We start from the raw sequence: 16632 nt of genomic DNA, 5'->3' as shown, positions 1-16632 counted from the left end.
ACGACTTCCTGCCGCTAGGTAAGCCGATTCACGTGTCCGCTCACCGTCCGCGCCCGACGTCACGCTGCAGGACCAGCGTCGCCAGCGCGGTCACGACCACGCCGGCCACCGTCCAGGCGCCGGGCCAGGGCGCGCCGAGCACCATCGTCTCGAGCAGCACGAAGGACGGCAGCAGGTAGGTGTAGGCCATCATCGGCCCGGACGGCAGACGCAGGCTGGCGTAGGTCGCGAAGTAGAAGCTCGAGGCGGTCGGGAACACCGCCAGATAGGCGATGCCGAGGAACACATGCGCCGGCACGGCTGTCCAGTCGGTCGCAAGGATCTCGCGCCAGCCATAGGCGACGAGCAGCACGGCGCCGCATACCAGGATCCAGAAGTTGAAGACCTCCAGCGGCTCGCCGGCATTCAGGAGCCGCATCAGCGGTGAGTAGAACGCATAGGCCGCAACGCCGAAAAAGAAGAGGGTCTCGCCGGGACCGAACTCGAAGCGGGCCAGGCGCGACAGGTCCGCGCCGTAGAGAACCAGCAGCGCGCCCAGCGCTCCGATCCCCAGACACAAGATCTGCCGCCGCGACACGCGCTGGCGCAGCAGCGCGAACCCGGCCAGCGCCGTGAAACCGGGCAGCAGCGTGAACACCGCCCCGGCGTTGAGCGCCGAGGTGAGCCGCAGCGCCTCGAACATGGTGACGAAGAAGACGCAGAGCACCGCCGCGATCACCGCATAGACGGGAAAGCGCGCAGGCCTTGGCCGTGTCCACAGGCCCTTCGCGGTGGCGAGGCCGGCGAAGATGGCGGCGGCCAGGCAGAAGCGCAGGGCGGTCAGCACCGCCGGGTCGAGCCCTTGCGTGATCGCGTGACCCACCGGGAAGGAGGTCGAGACCAGAAACACGAAGCCGAGCATCGCCAGATGGGCGCGCCCGGTCTCGTCGGCGTGCGGGGCGGCGGGTGCGGTCATCGCACCCGCCGCCGGTTGCGCCCGGCGCAGCCTGTCATGCGGTCCTCATGCGGGCCTCACGATGCGGGGGCCGTCATTCGGCGGCCTCCATCGTCCGGTTCGGGTTGTTCGGGTGGGTGGTCCAGTTGGCGTACTCGGGATCGATCGGCTTGCCGGTGCGCGGATCGACGCCTTCGGCGATATGCTCCATGGTGATGCAGTTTTCCACGGGGCAGACGGAAACGCAAAGGTTGCAGCCGACGCATTCCTCGTCGATCACCTCGAAGTGGCGCAGGCCGTCCTTCATCGACGTGATCGCCTGGTGCGAGGTGTCCTCGCAGGCGATGTGGCAGCGCCCGCACTTGATGCAGGCGTCCTGATCGATGCGGGCCTTGACCACATAGTTGAGGTTGAGCTGCTGCCAGTCGCTGACGTTGGGCACCGCCTTGCCGACGAACTGGTCGATCGAGGTATAGCCCTTCTCGTCCATCCAGTCGGACAGGCCGTCGATCATCTCCTCGACGATCTTGAAGCCGTAGGTCATGGCCGCCGTGCAGACCTGCACGGTGCCCGCCCCCAGCGCCATGAACTCGGCCGCGTCCTTCCAGGTCGTCACGCCGCCGATGCCGGAGATCGGCAGGCCGTGGGTTTCGGGATCGCGGGCGATCTCGGCCACCATGTTGAGCGCGATCGGCTTGACCGCCGGGCCGCAATAGCCGCCGTGGGCGCCGCGTCCGTCGATGGTCGGCTCCGGCGCCATCCGGTCGAGATCGACCGACACGATGGAGTTGATCGTATTGATCAGGCTGACCGCGTCGGCCCCGCCGGCCTTGGCCGCCTGTGCCGGCTTGCGGATGTCGGTGATGTTGGGCGTCAGCTTGACGATCACCGGCATGTCGGTGTGCGTCTTGCACCAGCGGGTGACCATCTCGATGTATTCCGGCACCTGGCCCACGGCCGAGCCCATGCCGCGCTCGCTCATGCCGTGCGGACAGCCGAAGTTGAGCTCGACACCGTCGGCGCCGGTGTCCTCGACCCTTTTGAGGATGTCGATCCAGTTCTTTTCCTCACACGGCACCATCAGCGACACGATCATCGCCCGGTCGGGCCAGTCGCGCTTGACCTGCCTGATCTCGCGCAGGTTCACCTCCAGCGGCCGGTCGGTGATGAGCTCGATGTTGTTGAAGCCGATGAGATTGCGGTCGCGGCCGTGCACCGCGCCGTAGCGCGGGCCGTTGACGTTGACGATCGGCGGATCCTCGCCGAGCGTCTTCCACACGACGCCGCCCCAGCCGGCCTCGAAGGCCCGCACGACGTTATAGGCCTTGTCGGTGGGCGGCGCGGAGGCGAGCCAGAACGGATTGGGCGACGAGATGCCGAGAAAACTGGTGGTGAGATCGGCCATTTGAAAAACCTCCCCTCTTGAGCGATGGGGGTGAAACGGGGCGCGCGCGCCGGGTCGGACGAGAAGCGTCCGTCAGGCGCTCAGCGCGGCGTGAATGGCGGCGGCGGCGATCTTGCCGTCCTCCACCGCGGCGACGGTCAGATCCTCGCCGCCGGCGATGCAGTCGCCGCCGGCCCAGACGGTGTCGAGCGAGGTCCTGCGATCCGCGTCGACCGCGATGCGCCCGCCCTCGAGCGCAAGCGCCCCGGACCCGCCGAGCGCATCCGCCACGAAGGTCTGGCCGATCGCCTTGAAGACCTGGTCGGCCTCCAGCGTCACCGTCTCGCCGGTGCCGGCGAGCCGTCCGTCGGCGTCGGTCGCGGTGCGTTCCAGCTCGAGGGCGCGCACATGGCCGTTGGCGCCGACCAGCGCCTTCGGCTGCAGCCATTCGCGGATCACGACGCCGTTGGTGAGCGCCACCTCCTGCTCGTAGGCGCTGGCCTTCATCGCATCGCGGTCGCGGCGATAGGCGATGGTCACCTCCTCCGCGCCGAGCCGCTTGATCTGCACCGCGATGTCGATGGCCGTCATGCCGCCGCCGATGACGACGACCTTGCGCCCCACCGGCAGCTTGGCGAGGTTCTTCGCCTGGCGCAGCTCCGCGATATAGGCGACCGCGTCGATCACCCCGTCGAGCGCCTCGCCCTCGGCCCGAAGCGCGTTGACGCCGGGCAGGCCCATGCCGAGGAACACCGCGTCGAACTCCGACCGCAGCCCCTCAAGCGTGATGTCGCGACCGAGCGCCTTGTTGCATTCGACCGTGATGCCGCCGATGGCGAGGATGAAATCGACCTCGCGTTGCGCGAAATCATGCGTCGTCTTGTAGGCGGCGATGCCATATTCGTTGAGCCCGCCGATCTTGTCGCGCGCCTCGAAGATCGTGATGTCATGCCCCTCGCGGGCCAGCGCATGGGCACAGGCGAGCCCCGCCGGTCCGCCGCCGACGACGGCGACCTTGCGGCCCGTCGGCGCGGCGCGCGTGTAGGGATGCGCCTGCGAGCGCGCCAGGAAGGTGTCGGTGGCATGGCGCTGCAACAGGCCGATCTGCACCGGCTTGTCCTCTGCGAGGTTGCGCACGCAGGCCTCCTCGCACAACGTCTCGGTCGGGCAGACGCGGGCGCACATGCCGCCGAGAATGTTCTCCGCGAAGATCGTCTTGGCCGAGCCGATCGGATTGCCGGTCGAGATCTGGCGGATGAATTTCGGAATGTCGATCGACGTCGGGCACGCGATGGTGCACGGCGCGTCGTAGCAGAAATAGCATCGGTCCGCCTCGACCTTCGCCTCATGGGCGCCAAGCGGGGGATGCAGGTCGTCGAAGTTTTCCAGATAGTCGTCGGGCGAGAGCCGCCCCGCGCGAATGTCGGGGGGTGTCAGGGCGTCGGCCATGGCTGCACCTTCTGCGACGGCCGGAGCCCGCACGGGGTCCGGCGCGATGTTCTCCTCGTGGACCCGGGACGGCCTCCTCTTGCCGTCGGTCCGGATGTGGTGATTGCGCACGGCCCGCCTCTCGTTGGGCGGAGGCGGGTCCGTTCGGGTATTGGGCCGAATTTTGACCAAATAGTCAAATTCATTCCCGGAGCCCCCTCGGGCGGCGCCGGACTTGGCAGGCACGGGCGGCGCATGCGATACGCGACGGATCTCATGCGCCGCGCTCAAGCGCCTCATTCAAGCGCATGCCCCGCCTCAGCTTTTCGGAGACCCTTCGTGACCCGACCCGTGCTTTACGACTACTGGCGTTCCTCGGCGAGTTACCGCGTCCGCATCGCCTTGAACCTGCTCGGCATCGCCCATGACACGGTGCCGGTGAACCTCCTGACCGGCGCGCATCGCGGCGCGGAGAACCTGGCCCGCAATCGCCAGGGCCTGGTGCCGACGCTCGACATCGACGGCGTCATGCTGACCCAGTCGCTCGCCATCGTCGAATATCTGCATGAAACGCGCGAGGGCAGCACGCTGCTGCCGGCCGATGCGCTCGGCCGCCAGCGGGTGCGCGCGCTCGCCCATGCGGTGGCGATGGAGATCCATCCCGTGTGCAATCTCTCCGTCGCCGCCCATGTGGCGGAGCTCACCGGCGGCGGCGACGCGGCCAAGGTCGCCTGGATGCAGACCTTCATCGGCAAGGGGCTGGCGGCGCTGGAAGCGATGCTCGACGCGCCGCAGACCGGCACCTTCTGCCATGGCGACACCCCGACGCTCGCCGATCTCTGCCTCGTGCCGCAGGTGTTCAACGCGCGGCGCTGGGGCGTCGATCTCGACGGGTGCCCGAGGCTGGTGGCGATCGATGCCGCCTGCGCCAGGCTGGACGCCTTCGCCGCCGCCCACCCCGACCGGATCGGCCCGCCCGACGCCTGAGCCCGGACGCCTGACTCTGGAGCCTGACGTTGGCGCACGATCCACGCGCCCCTTGGCGCCGCCCGGGAAAACGCGCCATGATCGGCGTCGCGCGGAATCGCGCAGATGTCATCACGGGAGAGGCGCATGCTGACCAGCACCACCAGCACCCTGCAGGGGCGCGAGATCATCGATTACAAGGGGATCGTCACCGGAGAGGCGATCCTCGGCGCCAATGTCTTCAAGGACCTCTTCGCCGGCATTCGCGACATCGTCGGCGGCCGCTCGGCGGCGTATGAGGAAGAGTTGATGCGCGCCCGCATGATCGCGCTCGACGAAATGAAGACGCGCGCCGGCGAGCTTGGCGCCAATGCGGTGATCGGCATCGATCTGGACTATGAGACCGTCGGCCAGGGCGGGTCCATGCTGATGGTCAGCGCCACCGGCACGGCGGTCGTCGTGCGCTGACGCCGCCTCATCAAGACACCGACCGCGAGGATCTAACACAAACGGCGGCGGGAGTGCCCCGCCGCCGTTGTCCAGTCTGCGCCGATGCCGCGACCGGGAGACGCTCAGTCCAGCCCCTCGAAGAGCGCGGTCGACAGGTAGCGCTCGGCAAAGGAGGGGATGATCACGACGATACGCTTGCCGGCCATCTCGGGCCGGGCGCCGACCTTGAGCGCGGCGGCGAGCGCCGCGCCCGAGGAAATGCCGACCGGCAGGCCTTCCAGCCGCGCCGCCTTGCGCGCCATCTCGAAGGCCTCTTCGTTGGAGACCTGCACGACCTCGTCGTAGACCTTGGTGTTGAGCACGCCCGGCACGAAGCCCGCGCCGATGCCCTGGATCTTGTGCGGCCCCGGCTGACCGCCGGACAGGATCGGACTGTCGGTCGGCTCGACGGCCACGACCTTGACGTTGGGATCGCGCTCCTTGAGCACTTCGCCGACGCCGGTGATCGTGCCGCCGGTGCCGATGCCGGAGACGAAGACGTCGAGATTGCCGCCGGTGTCGTTCCAGATCTCCTCCGCCGTCGTGGCGCGATGGATCGCCGGGTTCGCCGGGTTCTCGAACTGCTGCGGGATCACCGCGCCGTCGATCTCGGCCAGCATTTCCTCGGCGCGCGCGACCGCGCCCTTCATGCCCTTCGGGCCTTCCGTGAGCTCCAGCTCGGCGCCGAGCAACTTCAGCATCTTGCGCCGCTCGATGGACATGGTCTCCGGCATCACCAGGATCAGCCGGTAGCCCTTGGCGGCGGCCACGAAGGCCAGCGCGATGCCGGTGTTGCCGGACGTCGGCTCGATCAGCGTGGTCTTGCCCGGCACGATGGTGCCCTTGGCTTCCAGAGCCTCGATCATCGCCACGCCGATGCGGTCCTTGACGCTGGAGATCGGGTTGAAGAACTCCAGCTTGCCGAGGATCTCGGCCTTGACGCCGGCCTCCTCGGCCAGCCGGTCGAGGCGCACCAGCGGCGTGTCGCCGATGGTCTCGGTCATGGAGGCATAGATCCGGCCGCGGCCGGGCGTGGGGGTGTTCATGGCAAACTCCTTCGTCGGCGGCCGGACCGGTCGGCAGGCCGGCCGGCAGGAAAGGGACATGGCCTCAATCTAGGCGCGCGGAGCGGATCATGCGAGGGGGGCGCGCGCCATCCGCGCCCGGCGGCATGGAATTCGATTTCGGAAAAGCCGGCATCCGCAGCATGATTTTCCAATGCCACACACGCGCGCTCGCCCCTTCGGCCTGACCGGTCAGTGATGCCCGGTCGACCCGAAACCGCCCGTGCCGCGCCGGGTCTCGTCCAGATCGTTGACCTCGATGAGGTCGGCGCGGGCGAACGGCGCCACCACCATCTGCGCGATGCGCGCGCCACGCTCCACGACGAAGGGCGCCTCGCCCAGATTGATCAGGATCACCTTGATCTCGCCGCGATAATCCGGATCGATGGTGCCCGGCGTGTTGAGCACCGTGACCCCATGGCGGGCGGCCAGCCCGGAGCGCGGGCGCACCTGCGCCTCGGTGTTGGGCGGCAGGGCGATGGCGATGCCGGTCGGCACCAGCGCCCGGGCGCCGGGCGCGATCTTAAGCGGCTGGTCGACGGCGGCCAGAAGGTCCATGCCCGCCGCCTCGTCGCTCTGATAGGCGGGCAGCGGCAGGTCGAGGCCGTGCGGCAGGCGGCGCACGCGCAAGGGAAGGGTCATGCGGATCATCCCGTTTTCGAAGGAAGCAACAGGGGGAACGCCCCCGGAACAAAGACAGAGCGCCGGTCGGCGCCCCGTCCATCGCATCGCCGCGCGAGCGACTCAACCGGCCGGCCGGCGCTAAGCGCCCGACCGCTCAGCCGAGACGCCGCGCGATCTCCTCGACCAGACGCCGGGCCACCTCCGCCTTGGGGAGCTTCGGCCAGTCGGTGACGCCGTCACGCGCGACGAGGCGCACGGTGTTGTCCTCGCCGCCCATCACCCCGTGCTCGGCCGACACGTCGTTGGCGACGATGAGATCGGCCCCCTTGCGGTCGAGCTTGGCGCGGGCGTTGTCGACCACATCGCGGGTTTCGGCGGCAAAGCCCACCACGAGGCGCGGGCGCAATGTGCCATGCCGGCCAATGGTCGCGAGAATGTCCGGATTTTCGGCAAGTTTCAGCGGCGGCACCGTGCCGCTGCCGTCCTTCTTGATCTTGTCGCCTTGCGCATCCGCCGCGCGCCAGTCGGCGACGGCGGCCGCCATCACCGCCACATCGGCGGGCAGCGCCGCGTCGACGGCGGCGAGCATTTCGCGCGCCGTCTCGACATGCACGACCGTGACGCCAGCCGGATCGGGGAGCGTCACCGGACCGGAGACCAGCGTCACCCGCGCGCCGGCACGCGCCATTTCGGCGGCAATCGCATGGCCCTGCTTGCCCGACGAGCGGTTGGCGATGTAGCGCACCGGATCGATGGGTTCATGGGTCGGGCCGGAGGTGATCAGCACATGCCGGCCGGCCAGGGCGCCCGGTGTCGTCTCCCGCCCCCCCAGAAGATCCTCGAGCGCGGCGGCGATCTCCAGCGGTTCGGCCATGCGCCCGACGCCCGCCTCGCCGGTTTCCGCCATCTCGCCGGCGTTCGGCCCCACGAACCGGACGCCGTCGGCCCCCAGTTGCGCCGCGTTGCGCCGGGTCGCGGGATGGCTCCACATGGCCGGGTTCATCGCCGGGGCGATCAGCAGCGGCCGGTCGCTTGCCAGCAGAACGGCGGTGGCGAGATCGCCGGCGAGCCCGGCCGCCATCTTCGCCATCAGATCGGCGGTCGCCGGCGCGACCACGATGGCGTCGGCCTCGCGCGCCAGCCGGATATGCCCGACGTCGTGCTCGTCCTCGCGGTCGAAGAGGTCGCAGAACACCTTGTCGCCGGTCAGCGCCCCGACCGCGAGCGGCGTGACGAACTGGCGCGCCCCCTCGGTCATCACCGCCCGCACCCGGGCGCCGCGCTCGCGCAGCCGGCGGATGAGGTCGAGGCTCTTGTAGGCGGCGATGCCGCCGCCGACGATCAGAAGGATGCGTTTGCCCGCGAGCGTCCCGGGCCCGGCCGGCGTCATGGCGTTACCCGCCGGCGCCGAAGGCACGCGGCGCGGGCGACACGACGCGCGCGCCCGATCCCGTCACCTCGTAGATCGCAAGGCCGCGGTCGTTGGTCCCCTGGCGGTTGAAGCGGAACACGCCGTCGATGCCGAGGAAGCCGTCGCGGTTTGTCAGCACGCGCTCGGAGAAGCGGGCCTGGCCGGCGGAGCGGACGAGACCGGCGGCCAGGATCGTCGCATCGTAGGCAATGGTCGCGTTGCGCGGCGGCGCGCTGCCGTAGGCGGCCTGGTAGCGCTGCGCGAAAGACTGGAAACCGGATTTGTCCGGCCCCGGGAACCATGCGCCGGTGAGCGGCGAGGCGTTGAGCACCTGCGGCGTGTCCCACTGGCCGCTGCCGAGCAGCTTGGTGGTGCCGAGATTGACCCCGCTCGTGGTGAGCGACTGCGCCACGAAGGGAGCCACATTGCCTTCCGGCACGAAGACCGCGTCGATCTGCTGCGCGTTGGCGGCAATCCGCGCGAGCTTGGCGGCAATGTCGGTCGTGTCGCCGCCCTGGGTGGTGTATTTCTCGATCGCCACGATCCGCGCGCCGGCGCGCCCCACCTCCTGGCGGAAGGCGGCCTCGACCACCGCGCCGTAGGACGTGTCGGGCAGGAGCGCGGCGAAGGAGCGCTTGCCCTGGCGCGCCGCATGGCCGACGACGCGCGTCACGTCGCTGCGCGGCAGGAAGCTGAGCAGATAGACGCCGCGCGAGGCAACCGATTCATCGCTGGAGAAGGCGACCACCGGCACGCCCGAGGAGCGCGCCATCGAGCCCGCGCCGCCGACCGCCGGCGCGAAGACCGGCCCGAGCAGCAGTTCCGCACCTTCCGCGATGGCGGCCTGCGCCGCCTGACGGCCGCCCTCGGCCGTGCCGCCGGTGTCCTTGATCAGGATCTGGATGTCGGCGCCCTGAAAATCCTTGAGCGCGAGGTCGGCCGCGTTGCGGAAGACCGACGCGATGGAGCTGGCGCTGCCGCCGCCGCTCATCGGCAACAGCAGGCCGACGCGCACGGAGCCCGCGCCCAGCGTCTGGCCGCTCACCCCCGGCTGGCCCTCGGGCGTGGAGGGATAGCCGGGAAACTCTCCGAGCCCGGAGCCCGCGCAGCCGGCCAGAACCGCCGCCGCGGCGACCGCCATGCCGATGCGCGCCCCGCGAAGGCCGCCACGGATCTTGCGAATACCCTGAAGCACTGCGCCTAAACTCCCCGAATGTCCGCAGTCGTTGCCCGAATGCCCGCGCGCTCGCGCACCCAAGACCGCAAGACGCTTAGCAGTCCGCCCCGCGCCCTGCAAATTCTTGCGCATAAACTTGGCGTTTTCCATGTTTCCTGTCAAAACGGCCCCGGCGCGCAGGCGCGCCTCTTAAGACAGACAGAGCGCGCAGGCGCGTTTCTCAATACAGCCAGGGCGCGCCCGCACATCCGACCGCCCGTCACGCCCATCCGCAGGACCGCAATGCCCGCAAAGCCCGACAGCGACGACAGGACCGCCGGCGCCCGGCGCGGCTTTCACATCGGCGCGCGGGGCTTCGACGCGCAACCGGCGGCGCCGGGGCTCTACATCGTCTCCACGCCCATCGGCAATCTGGGCGATATCACCGTGCGCGCCCTGGAAACGCTCGCCGGCGTCGACCGCATCGCCTGCGAGGACACCCGCGTCACCGCCACCTTGATGCAGCGTTTCGGCCTGTCGACGCCGCTCACCGCCTATCACGAGCACAATGCGGCGAAGGTGCGCCCGCGCCTGATGGCCCTTCTGGAGAGCGGCGGCTCGGTGGCGCTCGTCTCCGATGCCGGCACGCCGCTCGTCTCCGATCCCGGCTACCGGCTGGTGCGCGAGGTGCTCGAGGCCGGCCACCGGGTCATTCCCATTCCCGGCGCGAGCGCGCCGCTCGCCGCGCTCGTCGGCGCGGGGCTTCCCTCAGACACGGTCTGTTTCGCCGGCTTCCTGCCCCAGAAGCAGGGCCAGCGCCGCAGCCGTCTGGAAGAGCTTGCCCGCATCCCGGCCACGCTGGTGCTGTTCGAAAGCCCGCGCCGGCTGGCCACGGCGCTGGCCGACATGGGCGAGGTGCTCGGCGAGGCCCGCCAGGCGGCGGTGGCGCGCGAACTCACCAAGCGCTTCGAGACCTTCGAGCGCGGCACGCTGGGCGAGCTGGCCGAACGCTACGCCGGGGAAACGGTCAAGGGCGAGATCGTGGTGTGCATCGCGCCGCCCGAGACCGTCACGCAGGCCGACCCGGCCGACGCCGACGCGCTGCTCACCGAAGCGCTCGCCACCATGAAGGCCTCGGCGGCCGCCAAGCATGTGGCGCAGATGACCGGGCTGGAGCGCAAGGAGCTTTACGCCCGCGCGATGGAGCTCAAGGACGGGCCCGGGGACAGGCTCGGGGATGGGCCCAAGGATTGGACGGCGTCCGACGCGTGATGCGCTTTCGCCCGGCGGTTGCTACAACAACCCTGAACCCTGCCCCCACGTCCTATCGGGAGACTGCCTTGACCAAGATCATCATGGTGTTCTTCGCGCTCGTGGCCGCCATTCAGGTGATCAAGCCGCTCGGCTGGCCGGGGCTGAAGCACCGGCGCGATGCCTGGAAGCTCGCCGTCGGCGGCTTTCTGGTCACGCTCGTCGCGGTGATCCTGGCCGCCACGTTCCAGCCGGCGGCGTGAGCGGGCCGGCGACATGAGCGGCCCCGCCCGCAGCCGCCAGGCCGCCTATCGGCTCGGATTGCGGGCCGAGACCCGCGCCGCGCTGGCGCTCCGGCTCAAGGGCTGGCGCATTCTCGCGCGGCGGTTCCGCTCGAACGGCGGCGAGATCGACCTGATCGCCCGCAAGGGCGACACGATCGCCTTCGTCGAGGTCAAGGCCCGCGCCAGCCGCGACGCGGCGCTGCTCTCGATCACGCCGCACGCCCAGCGACGTATCGCGGCCGCCGCCCGCGCCTGGCGCTCGCAGGCCGCAGCGCCCGACAGCGCGACCTTCCGCTTCGACGCCGTGCTGATCGTGCCCCGGCGCTGGCCGGAGCACATTGCCGACGCCTTCCGCCCGCCGGATATCTGACACGTATGATCCGGCACGTATGATCTGGCACGTATGATCTGGCAGGCTTGATCCGGCACGCCCCAGAGGGCCGCCCCCGGCTGGACGGCTGGACAAAGGTAGCGCGGACCCGCATATGCTTGGCCCAAAGTCCCCTCCCCGCGCCCCCGACCGGGCGGCGCCCGCGCCGGAGCCCTTCATGACCTCTTCCCATCCGCTCAAGGTCGCGGTCCAGATGGACCACATCGCTTCCATCAACATCGCTGGCGACAGCGCCTTCGCGCTGATGCTGGAAGCGCAGGCGCGCGGTCACGACCTCTATCACTACACACCCGACCGGCTGGCGATGACCGGCGACACGGTGACGGCGGCGGTGGAACCGGTCGCCGTGCGCGACACGGTCGGCGATCACTTCACGCTTGGCGACAAGCGTCTGGTCGATCTCGGCGACATGGACGTGATCCTGATGCGGCAGGACCCGCCCTTCGACATGGCCTATGTCGCGGCCACCCACATGCTTGAGAAGATCCACCCGAAAACGCTGGTGGTGAACGACCCGGCCTCCGTGCGCAACGCGCCGGAGAAGCTCTTCGTCACCGAATTCGCCGACCTGATGCCGCCGACACTGATCACCCGCGACCGCGACGCCATCGACGCGTTTCGCGCCGAGCACGGCGACATCGTGATGAAGCCGCTGTTCGGCCATGGCGGCGCGGCGGTCTTCCGCATCACCCAGGACGATCTCAACTACGGCTCGCTCTACGACTTCTTCGCCGTGACCTTCCGCGAGCCCTGGGTGATCCAGCGCTTCCTGCCCAATGTGGCGAAGGGCGACAAGCGCATCCTGCTGGTCGACGGCGAGTTCGCCGGCGCGGTCAACCGCGTGCCGCAGGAAGGCGATCTGCGCTCCAACATGGTGCGTGGCGGCGCGGCGCGCGAGGCCGATCTCTCGCCGCGCGAACGCGAGATCTGCGCCCGTCTCGGCCCGGCGCTGCGCGAGAAGGGGCTGATCCTGGTCGGCATCGACGTGATCGACGACTGCCTGACCGAGATCAACGTCACGGCGCCGACCGGCATTCGCGCCGTCGCGAAACTCGGCGGCCCCGACATCGCCGCCGCCTTCTGGACGAGCGTCGAACAGAAGCGCGCAGCGCAGGGCTGAAACTCCCCCGCGACACGCTCCGCAGTTGTGAAGCCCGAACGGTTGCGCTAGGTTGCAAGCGTTTCGAAGACACGCGATTGCGGGACCGGAGGGCGGGCGATGGTGTCACGGATCGCGACCGTGGCGTTTCAGGGCATTGAGGCCAAGCCCGTCGACGTGCAGGTGCAGATCGGGCCGGGCCAGGTGGCCTTCACCATCGTCGGCCTGCCCGACAAGGCGGTGGGCGAAAGCCGCGAGCGCGTGCGTTCCGCGCTGCTTGCCTCGGGCCTGTCGCTGCCGGCCAAGCGTGTCACGGTCAACCTCGCCCCGGCGGATCTGCCCAAGGAAGGCTCGCATTTCGACCTGCCGATCGCGCTCGCGTTGATGGCGGCCATGGGCGCGCTGCCGGCCGCCGATCTCGACGGCTACGTGGTGCTCGGCGAACTGGCACTCGACGGCACCGTGTCGCCGGTCGCCGGGGTGCTGCCGGCGGCGATCGCCGCCAACGCGCAGGCGAGAGGCCTGATCTGCCCCGCCGCCTGCGGCCCGGAAGCCGCCTGGGCGGATGCGGAGATGGACATTCTCGCCCCGCAATCGCTGATCCAGCTCGCCAACCACTTCAAGGGCACGCAGGCGCTGTCGCGCCCCGTGCCCCGGCTCAACGCGGACCTTGCCCCGCTGCCGGACCTTTCGGAGGTGCGCGGCCAGGAATCGGCCAAGCGCGCGCTGGAGATCGCGGCGGCCGGCGGGCACAATCTGCTGATGGTGGGACCGCCGGGGGCGGGCAAGTCGATGCTGGCGAGCCGCCTGCCCTCCATCCTTCCGCCGCTGACGCCGAAGGAACTTCTCGAGGTCTCGATGGTCGCCTCCATCGCCGGGGAACTCGCCGACGGCAAATTGTCGGAGCGCCGGCCGTTTCGCGCGCCGCACCACTCCGCCTCCATGGCGGCCCTCGTCGGCGGGGGCATGCGCGCCCGCCCCGGCGAGGTGTCGCTCGCCCACAACGGGGTGCTGTTTCTCGACGAACTGCCAGAGTTCCAGCCGCAGGTGCTCGACAGCCTGCGCCAGCCGCTGGAAAGCGGCGAGACGGTGATCGTGCGCGCCAACCACCGCACCACCTATCCCTCGCGCGTGCAGCTGATCGCCGCGATGAACCCCTGCCGCTGCGGCCATGCGGGCGAGCCGGGCCATGTGTGCAAGCGCGGCGAGCGCTGCGTCACCGAATACCAGTCGCGCCTGTCGGGGCCGCTGCTCGACCGCATCGACCTGAGGATCGAGGTGCCGGCCGTCACCGCCGTCGATCTGATCAGCCCCGGCCGGGCGGAAAACTCCGCCGATGTGGCCGTGCGGGTCGCGGCGGCGCGCGAACGGCAGATCGCGCGCTATGCCGCGCTGGGCCTGCCGGCGCGCACCAACGCCCAGGCCGGCGCGCGCACCATCGAGGAGGTGGCGAAGCCCGATGCCGCCGGGCTGGACCTTCTGCACAGCGCGGCGGAAAGCCTGGCCCTGTCGGCGCGCGGCTATCACCGCATTCTCAAGGTCGCGCGCACGCTCGCCGATCTCGACGGCGCGGACACCGTGGGGCGGATGCATCTCGCCGAGGCGCTGAGCTATCGCGGCGCCTCCTTCGACCGCAAGGCGGCCTGACCCCGCCCGCCCCCGCACCACGTCGGACACCCGCCCCGACGGGACGCAACCCTTTCTCAATCCTTGCCCCGGACACTGGCGTGACTGACGGTGCCCCTGCACCGCTTCGTTTCCTCGCGCCCAGAGGTCCGGTTTCTCGTGCCGACATCCGCCGATACCCGCCCCGCGTCCCGATCCGCTGCCGCGACGACGCCCGGTTCGGCCCGTCCGGGACGGGCGGCGACGCTTCTGGTCGCCCTGGTCGCCTTTCTCGCCGGCGGCGCGGGATTGCTGGCGCTGGTGCCGGAGGCGGCGCGTCTGGCGGTCGCCGGCACGGCGCTGACGCTGACCGGCGTGGGCCTTGCGGTGCTCGGCGTCGTGCAGGCGCGCATGGAGGCCCGCGCGGCCGAGCTTGCCGCCGACTGCGCCCGGGCCCGGGCGGACGCCGAGACCCTGCGCGACGAGGTCTGGCACCTGCAGGAAAGCGAGACGCGTCATCGCGCGGTGCTCGACACGCTCGGCGACGTCGTCACCCGCTGGCGGCACGGCGGCGAGGTGGTCTACGCCAACGACGCGGCGCGACGGCTCTTCCCGGACGGGCACATCGATCCGGCGGGCGCGCCGGACGCCGATCCGGGTACCCCGCGCCCCGCCGACCTGTGCCTGGAGACCGCAAGCGGACCGCGCTGGTTCGCCCGGCGCGACGTGCCCGTGCGCGATCCGGGCAGCGGGGAGCCGCTGATCCAGACGATCCTGCGCGACGTGACCGACCGGCGGCGAATCGAGGATGCGCTGGTCGCCGCGCGCAATCAGGCGGAGACGGCCAATGCCTCCAAGAGCCGGTTTCTCGCCACGGTGAGTCACGAGATCCGCACGCCGCTCAACGGCATTCTCGGCATGGCCGGGCTGCTGCGCGACACGCGGCTGACGGCGGAACAGGCAAGCTATGTCGAGGCGATCCGGGGCTCCGGCGAAATCCTACTGATGCTGATCAACGAGGTGCTCGACATGTCGAAGATCGAGGCCGGGCGCCTCGATCTCGCGCCGGGGCCGGTGGAACTCGCCCCGCTGGCGGAAGGGGTGAGCGAACTCCTCGCCCCGCGCGCCCAGGCCAAGGGGCTGGAGATCGCCTGCGCCATCGCCCCCGACATGCCCGAGCGCATCGTCGTCGACGGGGTGCGGCTGCGCCAGATCCTGTTCAACCTCGCCGGCAACGGGCTGAAATTCACCGAAGAGGGCGGCGTCGCCATCGAGATCGCCCCCGTCGAACCAGGCGGCATGGAGGCGGGCGACGCGGAAACCTGCGACGGGACGCCGACCCGTTTCGCCGTGACGGTGACCGACACGGGCATCGGCTTTTCCGAAGCGGACGCCGAGCGTCTGTTCGGGGAGTTCGAGCAGGTCGATCACGGGCCGGCCCGACGCTTCGACGGCGCGGGGCTCGGACTTGCCATCTCGCGCCGGCTCGCCCGGCTGATGGGCGGCGACATCACCGCCGTCTCGACGCCCGGCGCCGGCGCGCGCTTTCGCGTCGAGCTGCCCCTCGAACGCGCGGAAAGCGACGGGGCCGGACCTCCGCACGCCCCGCCACGAACGCCGGCGCTTGCCGGTCGCCGCATCGCCTTTGTCACCACGAGTCGGGTCGAGGGCCCGTTGCTCGCCCGGCGCCTGGCTGCGGAGGGCGCGCGGGCGGAGCTGATCGCCCCCGGCGATCCGGACGGCGACGAAACGCTGCTGGCGGCGGATCTGATCCTGCTCGATCCCGGCGCGGTCGCAGATGCCGGCGCCTGGCTCGCCGGGGCACATGCCGCGGGCGCCGAGGCGCCGGCCGTCGTGCTGATCGCGCCGACCGAACGCGACCGGCTGCCCCGGCTCAAGGCGGCCGGCTTCGGCGCCTATCTGATCCGCCCGGTGCGCGCCGCCTCGCTGGTGCAGGTCGCGACCGCGATGCTTGACGGCCCGCAGGGCGCGCACGACTGGGACGGCCTGCCCGACCCGCACGCAGGCCCGGCCGACCGTCACGACCGCGCGCCCGCCATCCGTCCGCTGCATCTGCTCGTCGCCGACGACAACGACATCAACCGCATGCTCACCGAGGCGCTGGTGCGCAAGCTCGGGCACGAGTGCACCGTGGTGATCGACGGCGCCTCGGCGCTGGAGGCGCTGCAATCGCCGCAGGGCTTCGATATGGTGCTGATGGACCTGCACATGCCCGGCATCGACGGGCTGACCGCCATCCACCGTTTCCGCGATCTGGAACGGCGCAAGGGCTGGCCGGCGGTGCCGGTCTATGCGGTGACCGCCGACGTCACGCCGGAGGCGCGCGACGCGGCCCTGGCGGCCGGCGCCGATGCGGTCCTGGCCAAGCCGCTCGACCCGGAGCGTCTCGGCACGGCGCTCGCCACCGCCACCGCGCGCCGCTCCGCCTGAGGCGGGGTTCAGGAAACTTCCCAGATTGTCACGCAAGTGTCGGGAAAGTATGGTCTGTGGCACGGTTAATACCACCGGCTGCCCGCCGTCTTCGC

The 16632-nt window shown here is 70.3% G+C and carries 15 protein-coding genes; 8 read left to right on the top strand and 7 right to left on the bottom strand.

Annotated features, from left to right (window positions below):
• Positions 1–40 precede the first annotated feature (40 nt).
• From ABL312_RS18495 to ABL312_RS18485, 3 genes are all read right to left on the bottom strand, one after another.
• Positions 41–955: a DMT family transporter gene (locus tag ABL312_RS18495; RefSeq protein ID WP_349358873.1), complete on the bottom strand. Its 915-nt coding sequence runs from the start codon at positions 953–955 to the stop codon at positions 41–43.
• A 73-nt stretch (positions 956–1028) separates the two neighbouring features.
• Entirely contained in the window at positions 1029–2339 is a 1311-nt protein-coding gene (gene preA / locus ABL312_RS18490; RefSeq protein WP_349358872.1) for an NAD-dependent dihydropyrimidine dehydrogenase subunit PreA, read from the bottom strand.
• 72 nt (positions 2340–2411) lie between these two features.
• Positions 2412–3767, bottom strand: a complete 1356-nt coding sequence (locus tag ABL312_RS18485; protein ID WP_349358871.1) for an NAD(P)-dependent oxidoreductase — start codon at positions 3765–3767, stop codon at positions 2412–2414.
• 318 nt (positions 3768–4085) lie between these two features.
• On the opposite strand from ABL312_RS18485, the gene maiA reads away from it, so the two are divergent.
• Together maiA and ABL312_RS18475 are read left to right on the top strand one after the other, a co-directional pair.
• The gene (gene maiA, locus ABL312_RS18480) at positions 4086–4733 is read left to right on the top strand and encodes a maleylacetoacetate isomerase (protein ID WP_349358870.1); all 648 of its coding nucleotides are present in this window, start codon (positions 4086–4088) and stop codon (positions 4731–4733) included.
• A 126-nt stretch (positions 4734–4859) separates the two neighbouring features.
• Positions 4860–5180: a heavy metal-binding domain-containing protein gene (locus tag ABL312_RS18475; RefSeq protein WP_349358869.1), complete on the top strand. Its 321-nt coding sequence runs from the start codon at positions 4860–4862 to the stop codon at positions 5178–5180.
• A 104-nt stretch (positions 5181–5284) separates the two neighbouring features.
• On the opposite strand, the gene cysK is transcribed toward ABL312_RS18475, so the two are convergent.
• The 4 genes from cysK to ABL312_RS18455 all read right to left on the bottom strand — a co-directional run bounded on the left by cysK (position 5285) and on the right by ABL312_RS18455 (position 9495).
• On the bottom strand, positions 5285–6247 hold the full coding sequence (cysK, locus tag ABL312_RS18470; protein ID WP_349358868.1) for a cysteine synthase A: 963 nt from the start codon (positions 6245–6247) through the stop codon (positions 5285–5287).
• Between the two features lie 210 nt (positions 6248–6457).
• Positions 6458–6913: a dUTP diphosphatase gene (gene dut / locus ABL312_RS18465; RefSeq protein ID WP_349361456.1), complete on the bottom strand. Its 456-nt coding sequence runs from the start codon at positions 6911–6913 to the stop codon at positions 6458–6460.
• A 130-nt stretch (positions 6914–7043) separates the two neighbouring features.
• Positions 7044–8279 (bottom strand): bifunctional phosphopantothenoylcysteine decarboxylase/phosphopantothenate--cysteine ligase CoaBC, encoded by a 1236-nt coding sequence (gene coaBC / locus ABL312_RS18460; protein ID WP_349358867.1) that lies wholly within the window; start codon positions 8277–8279, stop codon positions 7044–7046.
• 4 nt (positions 8280–8283) lie between these two features.
• Positions 8284–9495: a penicillin-binding protein activator gene (locus ABL312_RS18455; RefSeq protein ID WP_349358866.1), complete on the bottom strand. Its 1212-nt coding sequence runs from the start codon at positions 9493–9495 to the stop codon at positions 8284–8286.
• A 264-nt stretch (positions 9496–9759) separates the two neighbouring features.
• Here ABL312_RS18455 and rsmI point away from each other — a divergent pair, with 264 nt between their 5' ends.
• From rsmI to ABL312_RS18425, 6 genes are all read left to right on the top strand, one after another.
• Positions 9760–10728 carry a 16S rRNA (cytidine(1402)-2'-O)-methyltransferase gene (rsmI, locus tag ABL312_RS18450; RefSeq protein ID WP_349358865.1) on the top strand — a complete coding sequence of 323 codons (969 nt, stop codon included), beginning with the start codon at positions 9760–9762 and terminating at the stop codon, positions 10726–10728.
• A 68-nt stretch (positions 10729–10796) separates the two neighbouring features.
• The gene (locus ABL312_RS18445; RefSeq protein WP_349358864.1) at positions 10797–10970 is read left to right on the top strand and encodes a hypothetical protein; all 174 of its coding nucleotides are present in this window, start codon (positions 10797–10799) and stop codon (positions 10968–10970) included.
• A 13-nt stretch (positions 10971–10983) separates the two neighbouring features.
• On the top strand, positions 10984–11361 hold the full coding sequence (locus ABL312_RS18440; RefSeq protein ID WP_349358863.1) for a YraN family protein: 378 nt from the start codon (positions 10984–10986) through the stop codon (positions 11359–11361).
• Between the two features lie 178 nt (positions 11362–11539).
• Positions 11540–12502 (top strand): glutathione synthase, encoded by a 963-nt coding sequence (gene gshB / locus ABL312_RS18435; RefSeq protein ID WP_349358862.1) that lies wholly within the window; start codon positions 11540–11542, stop codon positions 12500–12502.
• 99 nt (positions 12503–12601) lie between these two features.
• A complete protein-coding gene (locus ABL312_RS18430; RefSeq protein WP_349358861.1) occupies positions 12602–14128 on the top strand; it encodes a YifB family Mg chelatase-like AAA ATPase in 1527 nt (508 codons plus the stop codon).
• A 138-nt stretch (positions 14129–14266) separates the two neighbouring features.
• Positions 14267–16537 carry an ATP-binding protein gene (locus ABL312_RS18425; protein WP_349358860.1) on the top strand — a complete coding sequence of 757 codons (2271 nt, stop codon included), beginning with the start codon at positions 14267–14269 and terminating at the stop codon, positions 16535–16537.
• The last annotated feature ends 95 nt before the right edge of the window (positions 16538–16632 follow it).

Origin of the sequence: Stappia sp. (assembly GCF_040110915.1) — a bacterium.
In the GTDB taxonomy this organism is placed as follows: domain Bacteria; phylum Pseudomonadota; class Alphaproteobacteria; order Rhizobiales; family Stappiaceae; genus Stappia.
The sequence above is the reverse complement of the archived record's forward strand: the minus strand, read 5'-3'. Positions and strand labels throughout refer to the sequence as shown.

Excerpts from the sequence above, each read along its gene's own strand:
- ABL312_RS18495 (WP_349358873.1), bottom strand. The coding sequence starts at position 955 with ATGACCGCACCCGCCGCCCCGCACGCCGACGAGACCGGGCGCGCCCAT.
- preA (WP_349358872.1), bottom strand. The coding sequence starts at position 2,339 with ATGGCCGATCTCACCACCAGTTTTCTCGGCATCTCGTCGCCCAATCCG.
- ABL312_RS18485 (WP_349358871.1), bottom strand. The coding sequence starts at position 3,767 with ATGGCCGACGCCCTGACACCCCCCGACATTCGCGCGGGGCGGCTCTCG.
- ABL312_RS18475 (WP_349358869.1), top strand. The coding sequence starts at position 4,860 with ATGCTGACCAGCACCACCAGCACCCTGCAGGGGCGCGAGATCATCGAT.
- cysK (WP_349358868.1), bottom strand. The coding sequence starts at position 6,247 with ATGAACACCCCCACGCCCGGCCGCGGCCGGATCTATGCCTCCATGACC.
- coaBC (WP_349358867.1), bottom strand. The coding sequence starts at position 8,279 with ATGACGCCGGCCGGGCCCGGGACGCTCGCGGGCAAACGCATCCTTCTG.
- rsmI (WP_349358865.1), top strand. The coding sequence starts at position 9,760 with ATGCCCGCAAAGCCCGACAGCGACGACAGGACCGCCGGCGCCCGGCGC.
- ABL312_RS18440 (WP_349358863.1), top strand. The coding sequence starts at position 10,984 with ATGAGCGGCCCCGCCCGCAGCCGCCAGGCCGCCTATCGGCTCGGATTG.
- gshB (WP_349358862.1), top strand. The coding sequence starts at position 11,540 with ATGACCTCTTCCCATCCGCTCAAGGTCGCGGTCCAGATGGACCACATC.
- ABL312_RS18430 (WP_349358861.1), top strand. The coding sequence starts at position 12,602 with ATGGTGTCACGGATCGCGACCGTGGCGTTTCAGGGCATTGAGGCCAAG.